Raw genomic sequence first — 17,379 nt, 5'->3', positions numbered from 1 at the left:
TCCCGCGCTGTGACCCTTTTTCCCCTGGAAAAGAGGATGATCCGCGCTGGAGTGGCCGGCGCGGGCCAGAAAGAAGAATGGCGCGCGCATGATTGACCTTGGCAAGGGTCCGCGTCACATCCGTTCGACAAGTCGTCCGATCCAGACGCGAACGAGGGAGTGATCGCAAGCATGGCGCGTACGCAGGCCGCCGATTATGAGCAAAGGCGCGAGGCGATCGTCGAAAAGGCTGCGCAGCTTTTTGCGCGCGCTGGTTTTCGCGGAACGTCGGTTCAGGATCTCGCAACCGCCTGCGCGACGTCAAAGTCGCTCTTCTATCACTATTATCCGTCCAAGGAAGATGTGCTCTATGCGGTCATGGCGTCGCATATCGACCAGCTCGTCCTCGATGTGGAAGAGGTGATGGCTGGCGGCGGCGAGCCGGCGGAGCTTCTATCGAAGATGATCCATGCGTTCATGCGCCACTATGTCGGAGCCGCCGACCGGCAGAATGTCCTATTGAACGAACTGGGCAATCTCCCGGAGGACCGGCGCAGGATCATTGTCGAAAAGCAGCGGGGCGTGGTCGATGCCGTGCAGTCCCTGCTGGTCCGCATTCATCCGTCGCTCGCGGCCGACCCCGTGCGGGCGAGGGTCCAGACGATGCTGTTGTTCGGCATGATAAACTGGACCAAGACCTGGTTCCGTCCCGAAGGTCCGATCGATGCGGAGGAACTGGCGGACATCGTGGTCGCCAACGCGCTTCGCGCGGAAGCGAGCCCCTAACGCCACAGGGGCGGGCGCTTGTCACGAAAGGCCGCAATGCCTTCGCGCATCTCGTCGCCGCCCAGCAGGGAAATGAAGCGCTGACGCTCGTCCCGAATATGCGCCGACAAGGGCGTGTCCAGCGCGGCTCTTACGCTTGCCTTTGCCTGCGCCAGCGCCTTGGGCGCGCGCGACGCGATCTTGGCGGCGAGTTCGAGCGCTTCGGCGATGGCGCTGCCGGGTTCCGTCACGCGCGCCACGAGGCCAAGGTTGTAGGCGCGCTGGGCCGAAATCGGTTCGCCCGTCAATACCATGTCCATGGCGACCGCCGGCCCGACGAGGCGGGGGAGGAGGGCTGTGCCTCCGGCTCCGGGAATGATCCCCAAATTGGTCTCGGGCTGTCCGATCCGGGCGTCTTTGGCGGCGACGACGATGTCGCAGCACATCATCAGTTCGGCGCCGGCGCCAAGGCACCAGCCTTCGACGGCGGCCAGCAGCGGCTTGGGAAATGCCCGGATAGCCTGCCAGGCGAGATAGCGCGGGCTTTCGACCGGATCGTCGCTGGTGGAGGCTTCCAGTTCGCCAATGTCCGCGCCGGCGGCGAAAATCCTGTCCCCGCCGGTCATCACCACCGCGCCAACAGCGTCGTCGTCGGCGGCGTCGCGAAGCGCTTCCGCCACGGCGAGCAGGACCGGGGTGGCCAGAGCATTGCGCTTCTCCGGCCGGTTCAGCTGTAGCAGCAGCACGCCACCCCGCCGATCGACGAGGATTGCGGAAGGATCAGGCGTCATAGTCGAGCGCTACGCCTTCTCCGAGTGGGATCGCCTGGCAGGTCAGGACATAACCTTGCGCCACTTCGTCGGCACTGAGGCCATAGTTCGCCTTCATCCGCACCTCGCCTGAAACGAGCTTTGCGCGGCATGTCGCGCAGACGCCGGCCTTGCACGCGAAGGGCGCTGGCAGACCTGCGACGCGCGCGCTTTCGAGGATGCTGCCCTTGTCGGCGTGGAATTCCACCACGCGACGGCGACCGTCGATGGTGATCTGCATCCGCGATCCTTCGGCCTGCCGCGCCACTGCCTGTTCGGCCTGGATTTCAGCGGCGCTGGCGGGACGGTTCACCGTGAACCGCTCGACAAGAACCTGGTCGGCGGGGACGCCGGCGTCGATCATGGCCTTTTCCGCCGTGTCCATCATCGGGCCGGGGCCGCAAATGAACGCGACATCGACCGATTTGGGATCGACCAGGTGGGAAAGAATCTCGGCGATGCGCGCCTCATCCAGCCGGCCGTTGAACAGTTCGACATCGTCCATTTCGTCGTCAAGAAAGTGGTAGACCTCCAGCCGGCCGAGATAGCGATCCTTGAGCTGCGCGATCTCCTCCAGGAACATGATCGTGTTCGACGCGCGATTGCCATAGAGCAGGGTGAAATGGCTGGCCGGCTCCAGCGCCAAGCCCGTCTTTATCAGCGAGAGGATGGGCGTGATGCCCGAACCTCCGGCAAAAGCCAGATAGTTGCGGCGCTCGGCCGAGGCGAAATTCCAGGTGAAGTGACCGCGCGGCGTCATCGCCTCGATCGTGTCGCCGGCCTTCAGCGTGTCTGTCGCCCAGGTCGAGAAGATGCCGTTATGGATCTTCTTGATGCCGACCTTGAGCGGGCCGGCGCCGGGGGCCACGCAGATCGAATAGTTGCGCCGGATGTCCTCGCCGCCGATATCCGCGCGGAAGATGAGGTGCTGGCCGGGCAGGAAGCCGAAGGCGTCCTTGAGATCGGCCGGCGGCTCGAGCGTGAGAGAGACCGCGTCGTCGGTCTCGCGTTTGACCTCGACTATCTTGAGGGGATGAAAGCCGGTGGACACCTGTATTTTCCTCAATGGCATTTGAAACGGTCGAACGGCTCGCGACAGTCGGTGCAGCGCCAGAGCGCCTTGCAGGGCGTGGAGCCGAAGCGACTGACCTCGACGGTCTCGAACGATCCGCAACGCGGACATGCGACCGGACCGCCGCCGCCCGATCGGAGCGCCGCTGCGTCGTCGGGCGGCGGTGCGATTCCGTAGGCGCGCAGCCGCTCACGCCCGCGGTCGGTGATCCAGCCGGTCGACCATGGTGGGGAGAGGACCGTTCTGATGCCGATGTCTCCGAACCCCGCGCTGTCGAGCGCCAAACGGATGGACGCTTCGATCGCCAGCGTCGCCGGGCAGCCGGTATAGGTCGGCGTGACGAGGACGCTCGCCGGATCGCCGCTCAGGCCTCGCACTATGCCGAGATCCGTGACCGATACGACCGGAATCTCGGGGTCCATCACCTCGTCCAGAACCGCCATGATCCGGTGGATCCGGTCTGTATCGAGCGTCTCGGCGGCCACAGTCTTCACCAGACCGCGTCCGGGTAGGTGCGCGGCAGGAACTGCATGGTCGCCAGAAGATGCCCGAGATGCTCGCTATGATGGCCGGTGCGACCACCGCGGATCGCGCGGGGATATTCGGGCAGGGGCAGGGTGGCTTCGCGCAGCACCTGCTGCACCCGGATATCGAAGCCGCAGCGCAACTGGGTCCGGTCGACAGCGATGCCGGCGGCGACCAGATCCGCTTCCAGCTCGTCCATTTCGAACATCTCGTCGACAAAGCGCCAGAACCAGTCGAGCCCGTCGATCATGCGCTGGCGGCTCTCGTCCGTCCCGTCGCCCAGGCGGATCACCCATTCGGCCGACAGTTCGGCATGATAACGCACTTCCTTGACCGCCTTCGCAGCGATCTCCGCGATGCGCGGCTCGTTCGACCCGACCAGACCCTGGAACAGCGCGAGCTGGCATGTCGAGAACAGGAATTGGCGCGCGATGGTCTGCGCGAAATCGCCATTAGGCTGCTCGACGAGCAGGCAATTGCGAAAGGCCAGCACATCGCGATGAAAGGCCAGCTTGTCACCGTCACGGCCCGCATTCTCGACCTCACCGGCGAGATTGAGGAAGAAGGTCGCCTGACCGATCAGGTCGAGACCGATATTCGCGAGGCTGAGATCGATTTCCAGTGCCGGCGCATGGCCGCACCATTCGGTCAGCCTTTGCCCCAGGATCAGACTGTCGTCGCCAAGGCGCAGCAGATAGTCGAACAGGGCAGGGTGCCACTCGACGGCTTCGGGCGCATGATAGCTGCCGCCTTGGACGCGATCGGCCTTGGCCTCGTCCTCGGGCTGGATGATGGGGAGCGAAGGCGACATCAGATATGCTTCACAATGTCGGGGATGTCGTAGAAGGTCGGGTGGCGATAGACCTTGCTTTCGGCCGGCTCGAACATCGGGCCAGCTTGTTCAGGATCGGACGCTACGATATCGCTCGAGCGAACGACCCAGATGCTGACCCCTTCCAGCCGGCGCGTGTAGACGTCGCGCGCATGGCGCACTGCGAGTTCGCTGTCCGGGGCATGCACCGAGCCCACATGCTTGTGGCCCAGGCCGCCGCGCGAGCGGATGAACACCTCCCATAGGGGCCAATCATGGCTCATCGACTTGTTTCCTTGCTCTCGAAAATTGGCGAACGTCAGGCTGCGGCGCGCGCCTGACGCTTGGCCTCATAGGCATCCGCCGCCTCGCGAACCCAGGCGCCCTGGTTCCAGGCGTCGCGGCGCGCCTTCATACGCTCCTTGGCGGTGGGGCCTTCGCCCCGGACCACTGCGTAGAATTCCTCCCAATCGACCTCGCCGAAATCATAGCCGCCTTTCGCCTCATTCCATGCGAGGGCGGGATCGGGCACCGTGAGCCCCAGATATTCAGCCTGCGGCACCGTGATATCGACGAACTTCTGGCGCAGATCGTCATTGCTGTCGCGCTTGATCCGCCAGCGGAAGCTCTGCGCCGAATTGGGCGAGTTGGCGTCGGGCGGGCCGAACATCATGAGCGAAGGCCACCACCAGCGATTGAGCGCGTCCTGCGCCATCGCCTTTTGCTCGGCCGTGCCATTGGCCATGGCCATCATGATCTCATAGCCCTGCCGTTGGTGGAAGCTCTCTTCCTTGCAGACGCGCACCATGGCGCGGGCATAGGGGCCATAGGATGTGCGCTGGAGCGGCACCTGGTTCATGATCGCCGCGCCGTCCACGAGCCAGCCGATCGCTCCGATGTCCGCCCAGGTCAGGGTCGGATAGTTGAAGATCGTGCTATACTTTGCCTTGCCGGAATGCAGCGCCTCGACCATTTCCTCGCGGCTCGTGCCAAGTGTCTCGGCGGCGCAGTATAGATACAAGCCATGGCCGCCTTCATCCTGCACCTTGGCGAGCAGAACCGCCTTGCGGCGGAGCGACGGCGCGCGTGTCAGCCAATTGCCCTCCGGCAACATGCCGACAAACTCGCTATGCGCATGTTGCGAAATCTGGCGCACCAGCGTCTTGCGATAGGCTTCCGGCATCCAGTCCTTGGGCTCGATGAACTCGTCCGCCGCCACACGCACCTCAAATGCCTCGAGAAGGGCAGGGTCTTCCTGAATGATGGACACCGGTGCCGACGGATCGGCCTTGCCAAGCTCGGTCGTGTACATGCGCGCGCTCCAATCTAAGACTCACTATGGAAGGCATATAAAAGACCGACCGGGCGGTCAATTAATTTCTGTCAGATGCGTTCGATTGCCACGGCGATGCCTTGTCCGACCCCGATGCACATGGTGCAGAGGGCACGCCGGGCCGAACGCCGATGCAGTTCCTCCGTTGCGGTGAGGACAAGCCGCGCCCCGGACATGCCAAGCGGATGCCCCAGCGCAATCGCGCCGCCATTGGGGTTCACATGCTCGGCATCGTCGGCCAGGCCAAGGCGGCGAAGGACGGCGAGGCCTTGCGAGGCGAACGCCTCGTTAAGCTCGACGACGTCGAAGTCGGTCACGCCGAGCGAAAGCCGCTGCATCAGCCTTTCCGACGCGGGCGCGGGGCCGATGCCCATGATGCGGGGCGGAACGCCCGCGACTGCGCCGCCGAGGACACGCGCGCGCGGCGTCAGTCCATGGCGCTTCACGGCCGCTTCGCTCGCGACGATGATCGCGGCGGCGCCGTCATTGACGCCGGATGCGTTGCCGGCTGTGATCGTGCCGTTCGCGCGGACGATCGGGTTCAGCTTGGCGAGCGCCTCTACGCTGGTTTCGCGCGGATGCTCATCCTTGTCGATCAGGACCGGATCGCCTTTCTTCTGGGGGATCGACAGCGGCACGATTTCGGCCGCGAGGCGGCCCGAGGATTGCGCGGCGGCGGCGCGGCGCTGGCTCTCCGCGGCGAACCTGTCCTGGTCGGCCCGGCTGATGCCGAAATCGTCCGCGACATTTTCGGCGGTTTCCGGCATCGAATCGATCCCGAATGCGTCCTTCAGCTTCTTGTTCACGAAGCGCCAGCCGATGGTGGTGTCATAGATGGCCGCGCTCCGCGAGAACGCCGTTTCGGCCTTGGGCATCACGAACGGCGCGCGCGACATGCTTTCGGCGCCGCCAGCGACGATCAAGTCGGCTTCGCCCGCTTTGATGGCGCGCGCGGCATAAATGACGGCGTCCATGCCGGAGCCGCAAAGCCGGTTGATGGTGGTGCCGGGCGCGTCGGTCCCTATCCCCGCGAGGAGGGCCGCCATGCGCGCGACGTTGCGATTATCCTCGCCGGCCTGGTTGGCATTGCCGAGAATGATGTCGTCGAGCGCGGACCAGTCGAGGCCGGGATTGCGTTCGCGCAGCGCCCGGAGCGGCACCGCGGCGAGATCGTCGGCGCGCACCGCCGCGAGCGCCCCGCCGTAGCGGCCGATCGGCGTCCGGACAGCATCGCAGATGAAGGCTTCGCTCATGACTTACTCTCCTCAATGGGAATGACGACCCCGCCGGTCGTGCGGGACAGCCCCTGAAATTCGGCGATCGCCACACCCTGTTGATTGCGGACGCTGACATGATAGGCCCCGGCGCGTCCGACCAGCGCCTGCTCTTGCGCCTCCGCGACGAGGACATCGCCCTCTCGCGCGGGCGCCAGGAAAAGGATCGACGCCTGCTGGGCGACGGTGACGTCGTTACGGCTGTTGCAGGCATAGGCGAAGGCTGAATCCGCGAGCGCGAAGATCATCCCGCCGTGCGCGGTGCGGTGGCCGTTCAGCATGTCGGCGCGTATCGTCATGCTGATCCGCGCATAACCCTCGCGAGCCTCGTCCAGCCGCACATCCCATACAGGCGCAGTGCCTTCCGCGGCGATCAGCCGCTCGGCCACGGCGCGCGCGCGCGTGTCGGCGTCAGTCATCATGGGCGAAGAAGGACGACGGACGATAGCTGTCGTCCCCACTGTCCGCCGCAAGATTGTCGAGAATCGCGCCCACGCGGCCAAGGCCGACGCGCCGCGCCCAGGCGAGCGGCCCTTCGGGATGGTTCGCGCCGAACCGCAGCGCATCGTCGATGCCTTGCGCGGACGCTACATCGTCGATGACGGCATCGGCCGCCGCATTGGCGAGCTGCGCCAAGGTTCTAAGGACGAGTTGGCCGGGTCGATCGGGAAGCGCGAGCACGTTCCGGCCGATCGCCTGGAGGAAACCGGCGACGGGAGCGGCAGCGCCGGCGTTGGCGGCGGTGATCGCCAACGTCTTTGCGGTGTCGAAATCGCGGGTGAAATCGAGGAGGCCATCGACGCCCGGCCGATGCGCAAGCCGTCGCCCGTCGCCCAGCGCAAGGATGACGCCATCGACCGACAGCGTCTCGCGCGGGAGCGCCGCATCCTGCCTGACCGGGATGTTCGCGGAACGGGCTGCATCGACCAGCGGGGCGATCAGGCCGGGCTTCGACGCAGCGATCCATGCCGGCGGAGCATAGGCCTCCAGATGAGGGGGCGGCGGCAGCGGCGATCCATAGTCATAGACGCCGCGCCCGGATTTGCGTCCGAGATGCCCGGCGTCGAACAAGGCGCGCTGGCTCTCCTGCGGCCGGAACCGCGTCTGCCGATCATAGGCCTCATAGACCGAGCAGGCGACGGCATAGTTGACGTCATGGCCGATCATGTCGGCGAGTTCCAGCGGTCCCATGCGGAACCCGCCCGCTTCGGTGAGCGCCGTGTCGATGGTCCTGGGAGGGACGTCGTCGCCGAGCGCGGCGAAGCCTTCCGCATAATAGGGCCGCGCCACCCGGTTGACGATGAAGCCGGGGACGTCGCGGACCGCGACCGGCGTCTTGCCCCAGGCCCGCATCAAGCTGGTCGCCGCCTCCGCCACGGTGGCGGAAGATGTGCTCGCCGAAATCGTCTCGACGAGCGGCATGGCCGGCACGGGATTGAAATAGTGCAGGCCGATGAACCGCTCCGGCCGGTCGAGGGTGGCCGCGATCGCGCCGATACTGAGGGACGAGGTGTTGCTTGCCAGGATGGTGTCGGCTGCCACGATCGATTCGAGTTCCCGGAACAGCGCGACCTTGGCATCGAGCCGCTCGATAATCGCTTCAATCACGAGCGCCGCCGGCGCAGCCGCCGTCCGGTCCGTGGTCCATTGCATCCGGGCTTCGATCGCGCTGGCCTCCGCCGCGTCGATTTTCCCTCGTTTGACCGCTCCCGCCAGAGATTTGGCGACGGTCTCCTGCCCTCGCGCCAGGGCATCGGCGCTCGTGTCGAGGATGACCACAGAGTGACCGGCGGCTGCGGCGACCTGGGCAATCCCGGCGCCCATCGTGCCGGCGCCGACTATGGCGATGAGGGCGTTGCGGCGAATCTCCATGGTCCCATGCCTAACGACGAAAAAGACGCTTGCCAATAATTGTCTGACTGGGCAGTCTATTTATTGAGAAAGTTCGAGTGGGGAGTGCCATGGCGTTCGAGACGATATTGCTGGATGTGGACGCCGGCATCGCCCGGCTGACCCTGAACCGGCCCGACCGGCTCAACAGCTTCACCGTGCAGATGCACATGGACGTAGCAGCGGCGCTGGACCGAATCGAGGCGGACGACGCGGTCCGGGTGGTCGTGCTCACCGGCGCGGGCAGGGGCTTTTGCGCCGGTCAGGATCTGTCCGACCGTGCGGTTGCGCCGGGCGGGGACGCCGTCGATCTCGGCAGCTCGGTAGAGCGTTACTACGCGCCGCTCATCCGACGCATCACTGCGCTGCCGAAGCCGGTGATCGGCGCGGTCAACGGGGTCGCTGCGGGAGCGGGGGCCAATATCGCGCTGGCCTGCGACATCGTGATCGCCGCGCGGCAGGCCAAGTTTATCCAATCCTTCGCCAATATCGGGCTGATCCCCGATTCCGGCGGCACCTGGGTTCTGCCCCGGCTGGTCGGCCAGGCGCGGGCGCTCGGCCTTGCCCTGACCGGCGAGCCTCTCTCCGCCGAGACGGCCGAAAGCTGGGGCATGATCTGGAAGTGCGTCGATGACGATGCGCTGGCAGGCGAGGTCGATGCGTTGGCCGCGCGGTTCGCGGCTGGCCCCACGCGCGGCCTTGCCGCCACCAAGGCGCTGATCCGCCAGTCGTCCCTGCAGACGCTCGATCGCGAACTGGAGCTGGAGCGCGATGCGATGCGCGAGCTTGGCTTCAGCCACGACTATCAGGAAGGGGTCGCCGCCTTCATGGCCAAGCGCAAACCCCACTTCACCGGCCGCTGAGGCCCGCCCATCCGAATGTTCAAGAGGTAAGACGATGACCATCACCCTACTCAACTATGCGGCCGACACCTGGGTCGAAGGGGAGGGCAAGCTGGACGATGTCCGATCGGCGGTGACCGGCGAGGTGGTGGCGCGCACCGGCAGCGGCGGGATCGATTTCAAGGCGATGCTCGACCATGCGCGTACCGTGGGCGGCCCTGCGCTGCGGGCCATGACCTTTCACGAACGCGCCCGGACGATCAAGGCGCTCGCCACCGCGATCATGGACCGGAAGGAAGAGCTTTACGCCCTGTCCTGGTCGACCGGTGCGACGCGGATGGACAGCTGGATCGATATCGAGGGCGGCGCGGGCACGCTCTTCACCACCTCGTCCAAGGGCCGGCGGGAACTGCCCGACGATGTTGTACTGATCGACGGCGCGATGGAGCCGATCGGCAAGCGCGGGACATTCGTCGGGCAGCATGTCTATACCTCGCTCCAAGGCGCGGCGGTTCATATCAATGCGTTCAACTTCCCCGTCTGGGGTATGCTGGAAAAACTGGGGCCGACGCTCCTCGCCGGCGTGCCGGCGATCGTGAAGCCGGCCTCGTCGACCGGGCATGTCGCGGAGGCGGCGTTTCGGATCATGATCGAGGCCGGCGTTCTGCCCGCCGGCGCGCTCCAGCTGATTATGGGCGCGACGGGCGATCTGTTCGACCATCTCACCTGCCAGGACGTCGTCTCCTTCACCGGATCGGCCCATACGTCGCAGAAGCTCCAGTCGCATCCGGTCATCGCGCGCGAAAGCGTGCGCTTCGTGGCCGAGCGGGATTCGCTCAACGCCTCGATCCTGGCGCCCGATGCGGTGCCCGGCACGCCCGAGTTCGATCTCTTCATCAAGGAGGTCGTGCGCGAAATGACGGTGAAGGCGGGGCAGAAATGCACCGCGATCCGCCGCGCCTTTGTGCCCGCTTCCGTTCTCGACGCCGCCGAGGCAGCGCTCAAGGACAGGCTGTCGAAGGTCGTCGTCGGCGATCCGCAGGTCGAAGGCGTGACGATGGGGGCGCTGGCGAGCCTGCGCCAGCTGGACGATGTCCGGGCGCGGGCGCGTGAGCTTCAGAAGGAAGCGACGCTCGCCTTCGGCGATATCGATACCGTCGCGCTGACCGGCGCCAGGGACGGGGAGGGCGCTTTCATCTCGCCGTTGCTGTTCCGCGCGGACGATCCATGGGCTTCCGATCTGGTGCATGATGTCGAGGCATTCGGGCCGGTGTCGACGCTGATGCCGTACAAGGATCTTGATGACGCCGTGGCGCTGGCCAATCGGGGGAAGGGCAGTCTCGTCGTCTCCTTCTTCACCTATGATCCGCAGATCGCGCGCCAGTTCGTGCTGGGGGCGGGCGCCTATCACGGCCGCATCGTCATGATCGACCGCGACAGCGCGAAGGAGTCGACCGGACATGGTTCGCCGCTGCCCATGCTCATCCACGGCGGCCCCGGTCGTGCCGGCGGCGGCGAGGAAATGGGCGGGGTGCGCGGCGTCAAACATTATATGCAGCGCTCGGCGTTGCAGGGGAACCCGCGCACAGTGTCCGCCATCGTCGGACAATGGCTCCCGGGCGCGCCGCAGCCCGAAGGCGAGACGCACCCGTTCCGCATGACCCTAAGCGAGCTGCCGATCGGCTATACCCTCCGCACCAAGCCACGGGTCGTCACGCTTGAGGATATCGAGCATTTCGCCGAGTTCACGGGCGACACCTTCTACGCCCATATGGACGAGGAAGCCGCCGCCCGCAGCCCGATCTTCGGTGGGCGCGTGGCGCACGGCTATCTGATCCTGTCCTTCGCCGCCGGCCTGTTCGTCGATCCCGCCGAAGGGCCGGTTCTCGCCAATTACGGCCTCGAGGGGCTTCGCTTCATCAAGCCGGTGAAGCCCGGCGATACGATTGAAGTGGTGCTGACCGTCAAGACCAAGACCCAGCGTTCGCCCGAGCAGGGCGAGGTCCGCTGGTCGGTCGCGGTCATCAACCAGGACGCCGAACTGGTCGCGACCTATGAGCTGCTCACCATGAATGCGGCTTGAGGCAGGAGCTGGGCGCGGAGCCCAGTTCCCATTTACCATCGGTTACACAGGTCACGGGGGTGTGGCTGCGGGCCTGCGCACGGTGCGTTCTTTTGGATGGAGCCGCAGCAAGCAAGAATAGTGTGCGGCTGCGTGGCGCAACGCATCCATCGCCCGCCAGAAGCGACTGGCTAAGGCGCGTGCGGAAGGTAGGAAGTTCCCTCCTTAACCGAAGCTCGGGCGACCGCCGAAATGCTGGTGACCCCTACGGGAATCGAACCCGTGTTTCAGCCGTGAGAGAGTGACAAAAACGGACTTTTTTGACTCTCTATCCGTCCGCGTGCTTCCGAAAACATCCATATTTATCATTCACTTGCATTTGGTGGCGTCCGCATTTATCCTCTAGGCCACGCACAGGCTTATTTGACGTATATTTGACGGTTTTGCGGAATCCACCATGTCGCGAACGATCAACGATGCACCATTGACCACCCGCGAAGCGCGCCGCCGCTTGGACATTGGGCTCCATTGGCGCAGCCTCGATGCCGACATTCATGTAGGCTACCGAAAAGGCAAGCGTGGTGGTGTCTGGCTCGTTCGCTGGCGGAACGGTCAGGGATATCGTCAGTCTTCGATCGGAACTGCCGACGACGCGATCGATATCGGCACGCTGGATTATCGATCGGCAGTCAGAGCAGCTCTTGCGCATGTCGAGGAAGCCCGGACCGAGGCTAAGGCTGCGGCTGATGGGCCTCCTCTCACCGTTCGCTCTGCTGTTGAGACCTACATTGAGGCACGCGATGCGCGCGAGAAGCGTCGGACTGGTCGAGACATTCGATCGGATGCATCGCGTCGACTGGAGAAGTTCGTTATCGGGCGCCCGGCCCGCGGCAAGCGGGCGGGGGTGGATGCGGCCGAATTGGCTGAGATTCCGCTTCACAAGCTGACTGAAGACGATCTCCGGTCGTGGCGATCGAACTTGCCATCCGGCTTCAAACCGGCGGGGATCCAGCGACTGGTCAACGACCTCAAAGCGGCCCTTAACAGCTGCGCGGAGCGTTACTTCTCACGCCTACCGCCGGGGCTCTTGAGCACGATCAAACGGGGATTGCGTGCGGTCGGACATGAACATGACGATGATGACGATGTTGCCGTAGCGCGCGAGAACCAGATCCTTTCAGACGACCAGGTCGCCAGCTTGATAGCTGCAACGCTCGAAGTCGATCGAGAACAAGGCTGGGAAGGTGACCTATACCGCCTCGTTCTGGTCATGGCAGCGACAGGCGCTCGCTTTTCACAGGTCACACGCCTGAGAGTCATGGACGTGCAGACGGTTGCCGGTCGTCTAATGATGCCACCCAGCCGGAAAGGGCGAGGAGGTAAGGTGAGCCTTATCTCCGTGCCGGTTGGCCGCGACGTTCTCGATGTTTTGACGCCGATCGTGCTCGGCCGGGGCAAAGGCGCACCCCTGTTCGAGCGCTGGCGTTACACGCAACAGCCGGGCACTATTCGATGGGAAAGGTCGTCCAGAGCGCCGTGGCAGACACCGAGCGAGATCGTTCGACCATGGGGTGATATCCGCGCAAAGGCCGGTCTACCCGATGTGATTCCGTATGCGCTTCGGCATTCGTCCATCGTCAGGGGTATCCGTGCGAACCTTCCGACACGCTTGGTGGCCGCGATCCATGACACGAGCATCGCGATGATCGAACGTCACTATGCGAGATACATAGCCGACGGTTTGGACACCCTTGCGGCGCAGGCGATTATTCCACTCGCCGCTTAATCGGACTTCACTTATCAGAAGTTGATCAAGTGCCAGTGCTGGAAACGCCGATCCAGTCGGCCTTGAGCCTATCAAGTCCGACTACCGTCCCGTCGACGATGACATCCGTACCTACCAAACCGTCTACTGGCTCCTCGCTATCGATGATCCAGACCCCATCATCGTTTGTGGTCAGTATCATTCCGCGCCTGCCGCGACTGAGCGTTCCTGACACGCGTATTCGACCGGAACTCACAATTACCCCCTGCTTAGAAGCGCCAATGACGCAGCACATCGCGCACGTAGGCCGGTGTCTCGCCATTGCGTGGAATGCCGCCAGCTCGTTCAACGGCGCCAGGGCCTGCATTGTAGGCAGCGAGGGCCAGATGCACTACCCTGAACTTGTCGAGCATCTGGCGGAGATACCGCGCCGCGCCGAAGATGTTGGCCATTGGATCGAAGCGATTTGAAACTCCAAGGTCACGGGCGGTCCCCGGCATCAACTGGCCCAAGCCAGCAGCACCAGCTTTGCTGATCGCCAAAGGATTATATCGGGATTCCGTCCATACCAGGGCGTCGAGAAGACCACTCGGCAGCGCATATTGAGCCTCGGCAGCATAAACATAGGGAAGGTAGCTTGCTCGTCGAAAGCCTGAGGGCTCGCCAGCTTCGGGCTTTGCATAACGATAGGGAAGGTAGGTCCGGCCCGCTTCGAGGCCCGGAGCTCCGGCCGAAGCGGCTAGTGGCTGGCGCCAGATCCCATGCTCGACCAGCTGGAAACCGTTCGCCCCCTCGGCGACGCGGAAGCCGTCGGGTCGCGTCTCAGGTGCAGCAGCAGCTTCAGCAGCCATTTCCTCCTGCGCCTGAGCCGGGACGATGAACGCCAATCCCGCCACCGCCGCTGTGATCGTTGCCCAACTCAGTCTCATATCTCGATTCCTTCTATGGCCGAATCGAGTGGGAACATATATAGAACATAGCATGTAGGAAAACGCATTGGCAGCAGCGCAGAGCGGAGGCTGCGCGGGTGGAGGCATGTCATGATGGAGATGCCCCATGTCCCATGTTCAAGGTCGCGAAACGCTCGAAGCCCGCGCTCGTAAGATTGTCGAGGCGCTGAGCGGGACCTGGTCGCGTTCGCGCGGTATGTGTTGTTGCCCGGCCCACGCTGATCGTACTCCCTCGCTCAGCATCACACTCGGCAAGCGCGCGATCCTGGTCCATTGCTTCGCCGGCTGCACCAACGAGGCAGTCATGCAGAGCATGGCCAAGCATGGGGTGCGGATCTCGGACCTGTTCGACGGGACGGACGGCCCGGTAAATTCCAAACCGCGTCCCGAAATCGCTGACCGCAACGCGCTGAGGCTGTGGCGCGAGGCCTCGCTCCTCGCAGGCAGCCCGGCCGCCCGTTACCTCTCGGCAAGAGGCATTACGATCTCATCTTCCGATCTGCGCTTTCATCCGCGCATGCCGCTGGGGCCGAAGGGCGCGGTGCGGTTCTTGCCGGCGTTGGTGGCAGCGGTGCGCAACGACGCCGGTATCCTGGCACTGAACCGGACGTTCCTCGATCCCGACAGTGACCGCCTCGCCGCATTTGAGCAGCCCAAGCGCTCACTCGGCAGTCCGGGATCGGGCGCCGTGCGTCTCGCGTACCCGCGTGGTGGCCGACTTGGGCTCGCCGAAGGCAACGAATCCGCGCTTTCGGCGATGCAGATGTTCGACATTCCCTGCTGGGCGACGCTGGGCAACGAGCGGTTCGGCCTGGTCACGATCCCGGAATCGGTGCGCGAGCTGCATCTCTTCGTTGACAACGACGCCGGTGGACTCCTCGCCGAGGAGCGCGCGCGTGAAGCCTATGCCTGCGAGGGGCGCCGGATCGTCACCCGGCGGCCCGAGCGACCCGGCGACGACTGGAACGACGTGCTGATGCGCCGGATTCGCGCGGCGGCTTGAGCCAAGCAGAGAGGAGAGTGGGCTTGGGGCCTTTTGAGGCCCCCAGACGGACTTGGGCCTCGTCAGGAGGTTTCCAATGTCCCATGCTTCTCCCGCTCTCGCCTTTCCCATCCGCTCCGAACCGCAGGTGCTGGCCGCGGCAAGGTCGCTTGTGGCCCGGATCAGTGCCGATCAGGCAATCTCCCGCACCGTCCTGAACGCCACGATGCGCGAGCATTTCGGCGGCAGCGATGCCGAAGGCCGCTGGTCGGTACGAGATGCCCATGCCGCGCTCGAATTGGCCCAGGTGCTATTCTTGGCTGACGAGTCCGAGCTCGTCACCACTGTGTCGCCTGAATTGGCCGATCGGACCTTTTCTCGCTTGGAAGCGCTGGTGCCGACCCAGACCACTCGCAGCGACGAGCAGATCGAATGGCAGCAGTTCGCAACGCCGCCCCGCATCGCCTGGCTCGCCGCCCGGGCCTGCGCGATCTTTGCGGGCGAACTCGTGCTCGAACCCTCGGCCGGGACTGGGATGCTGGGCATTTGGGCGGCTAAGGCAGGCGCGCGCCTCGCGCTCAACGAGATCTCACCGCTCCGTCGTGAATGCCTTGGAGCACTGTTCCCCGAAGCCACGGTGACGGGATACGATGGCGAGCTGATCGACGAGCTGCTCTCGCCTAATATCGCGCCGGGCGTGGTGTTGATGAACCCTCCCTATTCCCACGGGATTGGGCGCGGCCACGATGGACGCACCGGTGCGCGGCACCTGCGTTCGGCCTGGAAGCGGCTGCTCCCCGGTGGTCGCCTCGTCGCGGTGATGCCCGAATGGTTCGACCTGCCGCGCTTCCTTGCTGGGATCACCGGCCCGGTGGCGCTGCGGCTCAACGCCGCGATTGAGCGCGGTTTCATCAAGCAGGGAACCTCGATCACCACCCGGCTCTTGGTGCTCGACAAGGTCGATGGCGGCGATAGTCCGGCCATCGCCAAGCCCGTGAACTTTGCCGAGCTCTGCTTCCTGGTCGACCTTTTGCCCGATCGCACGGGGCAGGTCGCTGAGCCGATCATCGCCCAAAGACCGGCGCTCCCGCTGCGGCTCGTCGCACGGCCGAGCAAACCGGTCCCGCTCGCGGTTCGGCCCATCGCGGCCGCGCCGTCGATCCAGCCGCTGGCTTACCAACCACTCGATGCGCCCGCGCCGATCGCCGAGCAGGTCGGGCATTATCTGCCCTACCGGCCGAGCCGCATCGCGATTACGGGCGCAGTCGAACATCCGACGCCACTGGTGGAATCGGTCGCGATGGGATCGATCACCGCGCCGGTGCCCGAAGCGGTGCCGCAGCTGCCTTCCGATCTTATCGCCAAAGGCGTTCTCTCCGCCGCGCAGACCGAGACCCTGATCTATGCCGCGAACGCCCATTCCCGCGATCTCTCGGGAAAGTTCGAGCCCGACGACAAGGGCTGCGTGCTGAAGGCGAGCGCCGAGGGCCAGACCTACCGGATGGGCTACTTCCTTGGCGACGGGACCGGTGCAGGCAAAGGCCGGCAGGTTGCCTCGGTCATCCTCGATCGCTGGGTGAGGGGCGAGCGCCGCCATATCTGGATTTCAAAGAACGAAGCGCTGCTCGAAGACGCGCGCCGCGACTGGAGCGCACTTGGGGGCCTGCCGATCGACGTCCAGCCGCTCGGGCAATGGAAGCTCGGGGTCCCGGTCGGGATGCGCGAGGGCATCCTCTTCGTCACCTATCCGACCCTTCGCTCAGGCCGCAGCGATGCGACCCGGCTCGAGCAGATCCTCGAATGGGCGGGTGACGACTTCGACGGGGTGATCGTCTTCGACGAAGCCCACGCCATGGCCAACGCTGCGGGCGGCGAAGGCTCACGCGGTAAGGTCAAGGGATCGGAGCAAGGCGTTGCCGGAGTGCGGCTTCAGAACCTGCTGCCGCGCGCCCGCGTGCTCTATGCCTCGGCAACCGGGGCGTCAGACGTCAACAATCTCGCCTATGCGACCCGGCTTGGCCTCTGGGGACCGGAAACCGCCTTCGCCAACCGCGAGGCCTTCGTCGCCGACATTCGCGATGGCGGCATTGCCGCAATGGAACTGGTCGCCCGCGATCTCAAATCGCTAGGGCTCTACACCGCGCGAGCGCTGTCGTTCGCTGGGGTCGAATACGAGATACTCGAACATTGCCTCTCCGTCGACCAGATCGCGGTCTACGACGCCTATGCCGAAGCCTGGGCGATCTTATGCGCAGCTAAGCATAAGATCGCTTATCGCGAGGAAGCGGTAATGCGAAGGAACGCGGCGTAGTCGCGGGTT

General features: G+C 64.7%; 17 protein-coding genes. 6 read left to right on the top strand and 11 right to left on the bottom strand.

The window, feature by feature from the left end; translation table 11 throughout:
• Window positions 1-171: 171 nt before the first annotated feature.
• On the top strand, window positions 172-765 hold the full coding sequence (locus V2B31_RS14150) for a TetR/AcrR family transcriptional regulator (protein ID WP_328279590.1): 594 nt from the start codon (window positions 172-174) through the stop codon (window positions 763-765).
• On the opposite strand, the gene V2B31_RS14145 is transcribed toward V2B31_RS14150, so the two are convergent.
• The 9 genes from V2B31_RS14145 to V2B31_RS14105 form a co-directional block, all read right to left on the bottom strand.
• Window positions 762-1,535, bottom strand: a complete 774-nt coding sequence (locus V2B31_RS14145) for an enoyl-CoA hydratase-related protein (protein WP_328279588.1) — start codon at window positions 1,533-1,535, stop codon at window positions 762-764. The genes V2B31_RS14150 and V2B31_RS14145 overlap by 4 nt on opposite strands.
• On the bottom strand, window positions 1,525-2,604 hold the full coding sequence (locus V2B31_RS14140; RefSeq protein ID WP_328279586.1) for a 2Fe-2S iron-sulfur cluster-binding protein: 1,080 nt from the start codon (window positions 2,602-2,604) through the stop codon (window positions 1,525-1,527). The genes V2B31_RS14145 and V2B31_RS14140 overlap by 11 nt, the downstream gene beginning before the upstream one ends.
• An 11-nt stretch (window positions 2,605-2,615) precedes the next feature.
• A complete protein-coding gene (gene paaD, locus V2B31_RS14135; RefSeq protein ID WP_328279584.1) occupies window positions 2,616-3,119 on the bottom strand; it encodes a 1,2-phenylacetyl-CoA epoxidase subunit PaaD in 504 nt (167 codons plus the stop codon).
• Window positions 3,116-3,961, bottom strand: a complete 846-nt coding sequence (gene paaC, locus V2B31_RS14130; RefSeq protein ID WP_328279582.1) for a 1,2-phenylacetyl-CoA epoxidase subunit PaaC — start codon at window positions 3,959-3,961, stop codon at window positions 3,116-3,118. Before paaC ends, paaD begins: the two co-directional genes overlap by 4 nt.
• Window positions 3,961-4,245: a 1,2-phenylacetyl-CoA epoxidase subunit PaaB gene (paaB, locus tag V2B31_RS14125; RefSeq protein ID WP_328279580.1), complete on the bottom strand. Its 285-nt coding sequence runs from the start codon at window positions 4,243-4,245 to the stop codon at window positions 3,961-3,963. The genes paaC and paaB overlap by 1 nt, the downstream gene beginning before the upstream one ends.
• 35 nt (window positions 4,246-4,280) lie before the next feature.
• The gene (paaA, locus tag V2B31_RS14120) at window positions 4,281-5,273 is read right to left on the bottom strand and encodes a 1,2-phenylacetyl-CoA epoxidase subunit PaaA (RefSeq protein ID WP_328279578.1); all 993 of its coding nucleotides are present in this window, start codon (window positions 5,271-5,273) and stop codon (window positions 4,281-4,283) included.
• A 71-nt stretch (window positions 5,274-5,344) separates the two neighbouring features.
• Entirely contained in the window at window positions 5,345-6,547 is a 1,203-nt protein-coding gene (pcaF, locus tag V2B31_RS14115; protein ID WP_328279576.1) for a 3-oxoadipyl-CoA thiolase, read from the bottom strand.
• Entirely contained in the window at window positions 6,544-6,990 is a 447-nt protein-coding gene (gene paaI, locus V2B31_RS14110; protein ID WP_328279574.1) for a hydroxyphenylacetyl-CoA thioesterase PaaI, read from the bottom strand. The genes pcaF and paaI overlap by 4 nt, the downstream gene beginning before the upstream one ends.
• Window positions 6,980-8,440 carry a 3-hydroxyacyl-CoA dehydrogenase NAD-binding domain-containing protein gene (locus V2B31_RS14105; RefSeq protein ID WP_328279572.1) on the bottom strand — a complete coding sequence of 487 codons (1,461 nt, stop codon included), beginning with the start codon at window positions 8,438-8,440 and terminating at the stop codon, window positions 6,980-6,982. Before V2B31_RS14105 ends, paaI begins: the two co-directional genes overlap by 11 nt.
• Window positions 8,441-8,529: 89 nt before the next feature.
• Between V2B31_RS14105 and paaG the strand changes: the two genes are divergently transcribed.
• The 3 genes from paaG to V2B31_RS14090 all read left to right on the top strand — a co-directional run bounded on the left by paaG (window position 8,530) and on the right by V2B31_RS14090 (window position 13,148).
• Window positions 8,530-9,321: a 2-(1,2-epoxy-1,2-dihydrophenyl)acetyl-CoA isomerase PaaG gene (gene paaG, locus V2B31_RS14100; protein WP_328279570.1), complete on the top strand. Its 792-nt coding sequence runs from the start codon at window positions 8,530-8,532 to the stop codon at window positions 9,319-9,321.
• A gap of 34 nt (window positions 9,322-9,355) precedes the next feature.
• Window positions 9,356-11,383: a phenylacetic acid degradation bifunctional protein PaaZ gene (gene paaZ / locus V2B31_RS14095; protein WP_328279568.1), complete on the top strand. Its 2,028-nt coding sequence runs from the start codon at window positions 9,356-9,358 to the stop codon at window positions 11,381-11,383.
• A gap of 436 nt (window positions 11,384-11,819) precedes the next feature.
• A complete protein-coding gene (locus V2B31_RS14090; RefSeq protein WP_328279566.1) occupies window positions 11,820-13,148 on the top strand; it encodes a tyrosine-type recombinase/integrase in 1,329 nt (442 codons plus the stop codon).
• Window positions 13,149-13,173: 25 nt separating this feature from the next.
• Here V2B31_RS14090 and V2B31_RS14085 read toward each other — a convergent pair whose 3' ends face one another.
• Window positions 13,174-13,422, bottom strand: a complete 249-nt coding sequence (locus V2B31_RS14085; protein WP_328279564.1) for a DUF5818 domain-containing protein — start codon at window positions 13,420-13,422, stop codon at window positions 13,174-13,176.
• Window positions 13,397-14,056, bottom strand: coding sequence for a lytic transglycosylase domain-containing protein (locus V2B31_RS14080; RefSeq protein ID WP_443022094.1), 660 nt, complete (start codon window positions 14,054-14,056; stop codon window positions 13,397-13,399). The genes V2B31_RS14085 and V2B31_RS14080 overlap by 26 nt, the downstream gene beginning before the upstream one ends.
• A gap of 127 nt (window positions 14,057-14,183) precedes the next feature.
• On the opposite strand from V2B31_RS14080, the gene V2B31_RS14075 reads away from it, so the two are divergent.
• Window positions 14,184-15,080, top strand: a complete 897-nt coding sequence (locus V2B31_RS14075; RefSeq protein WP_328279562.1) for a DUF7146 domain-containing protein — start codon at window positions 14,184-14,186, stop codon at window positions 15,078-15,080.
• Window positions 15,081-15,156: 76 nt separating this feature from the next.
• Window positions 15,157-17,370, top strand: coding sequence for a strawberry notch-like NTP hydrolase domain-containing protein (locus tag V2B31_RS14070; RefSeq protein ID WP_328279560.1), 2,214 nt, complete (start codon window positions 15,157-15,159; stop codon window positions 17,368-17,370).
• Window positions 17,371-17,379 lie beyond the last annotated feature (9 nt).

Source organism: Sphingobium sp. (assembly GCF_036170395.1).
Taxonomy (GTDB): domain Bacteria; phylum Pseudomonadota; class Alphaproteobacteria; order Sphingomonadales; family Sphingomonadaceae; genus Sphingobium.
This window is presented reverse-complemented; position numbering and strand designations above follow the sequence as displayed.

Coding starts and splice junctions, on each gene's coding strand:
- V2B31_RS14150 (WP_328279590.1), top strand. CDS start 172: ATGGCGCGTACGCAGGCCGCCGATTATGAGCAAAGGCGCGAGGCGATC.
- V2B31_RS14145 (WP_328279588.1), bottom strand. CDS start 1,535: ATGACGCCTGATCCTTCCGCAATCCTCGTCGATCGGCGGGGTGGCGTG.
- paaC (WP_328279582.1), bottom strand. CDS start 3,961: ATGTCGCCTTCGCTCCCCATCATCCAGCCCGAGGACGAGGCCAAGGCC.
- paaB (WP_328279580.1), bottom strand. CDS start 4,245: ATGAGCCATGATTGGCCCCTATGGGAGGTGTTCATCCGCTCGCGCGGC.
- paaA (WP_328279578.1), bottom strand. CDS start 5,273: ATGTACACGACCGAGCTTGGCAAGGCCGATCCGTCGGCACCGGTGTCC.
- pcaF (WP_328279576.1), bottom strand. CDS start 6,547: ATGAGCGAAGCCTTCATCTGCGATGCTGTCCGGACGCCGATCGGCCGC.
- paaI (WP_328279574.1), bottom strand. CDS start 6,990: ATGATGACTGACGCCGACACGCGCGCGCGCGCCGTGGCCGAGCGGCTG.
- V2B31_RS14105 (WP_328279572.1), bottom strand. CDS start 8,440: ATGGAGATTCGCCGCAACGCCCTCATCGCCATAGTCGGCGCCGGCACG.
- paaG (WP_328279570.1), top strand. CDS start 8,530: ATGGCGTTCGAGACGATATTGCTGGATGTGGACGCCGGCATCGCCCGG.
- paaZ (WP_328279568.1), top strand. CDS start 9,356: ATGACCATCACCCTACTCAACTATGCGGCCGACACCTGGGTCGAAGGG.
- V2B31_RS14090 (WP_328279566.1), top strand. CDS start 11,820: ATGTCGCGAACGATCAACGATGCACCATTGACCACCCGCGAAGCGCGC.
- V2B31_RS14085 (WP_328279564.1), bottom strand. CDS start 13,422: ATGTGCTGCGTCATTGGCGCTTCTAAGCAGGGGGTAATTGTGAGTTCC.
- V2B31_RS14080 (WP_443022094.1), bottom strand. CDS start 14,056: ATGAGACTGAGTTGGGCAACGATCACAGCGGCGGTGGCGGGATTGGCG.
- V2B31_RS14075 (WP_328279562.1), top strand. CDS start 14,184: ATGTCCCATGTTCAAGGTCGCGAAACGCTCGAAGCCCGCGCTCGTAAG.
- V2B31_RS14070 (WP_328279560.1), top strand. CDS start 15,157: ATGTCCCATGCTTCTCCCGCTCTCGCCTTTCCCATCCGCTCCGAACCG.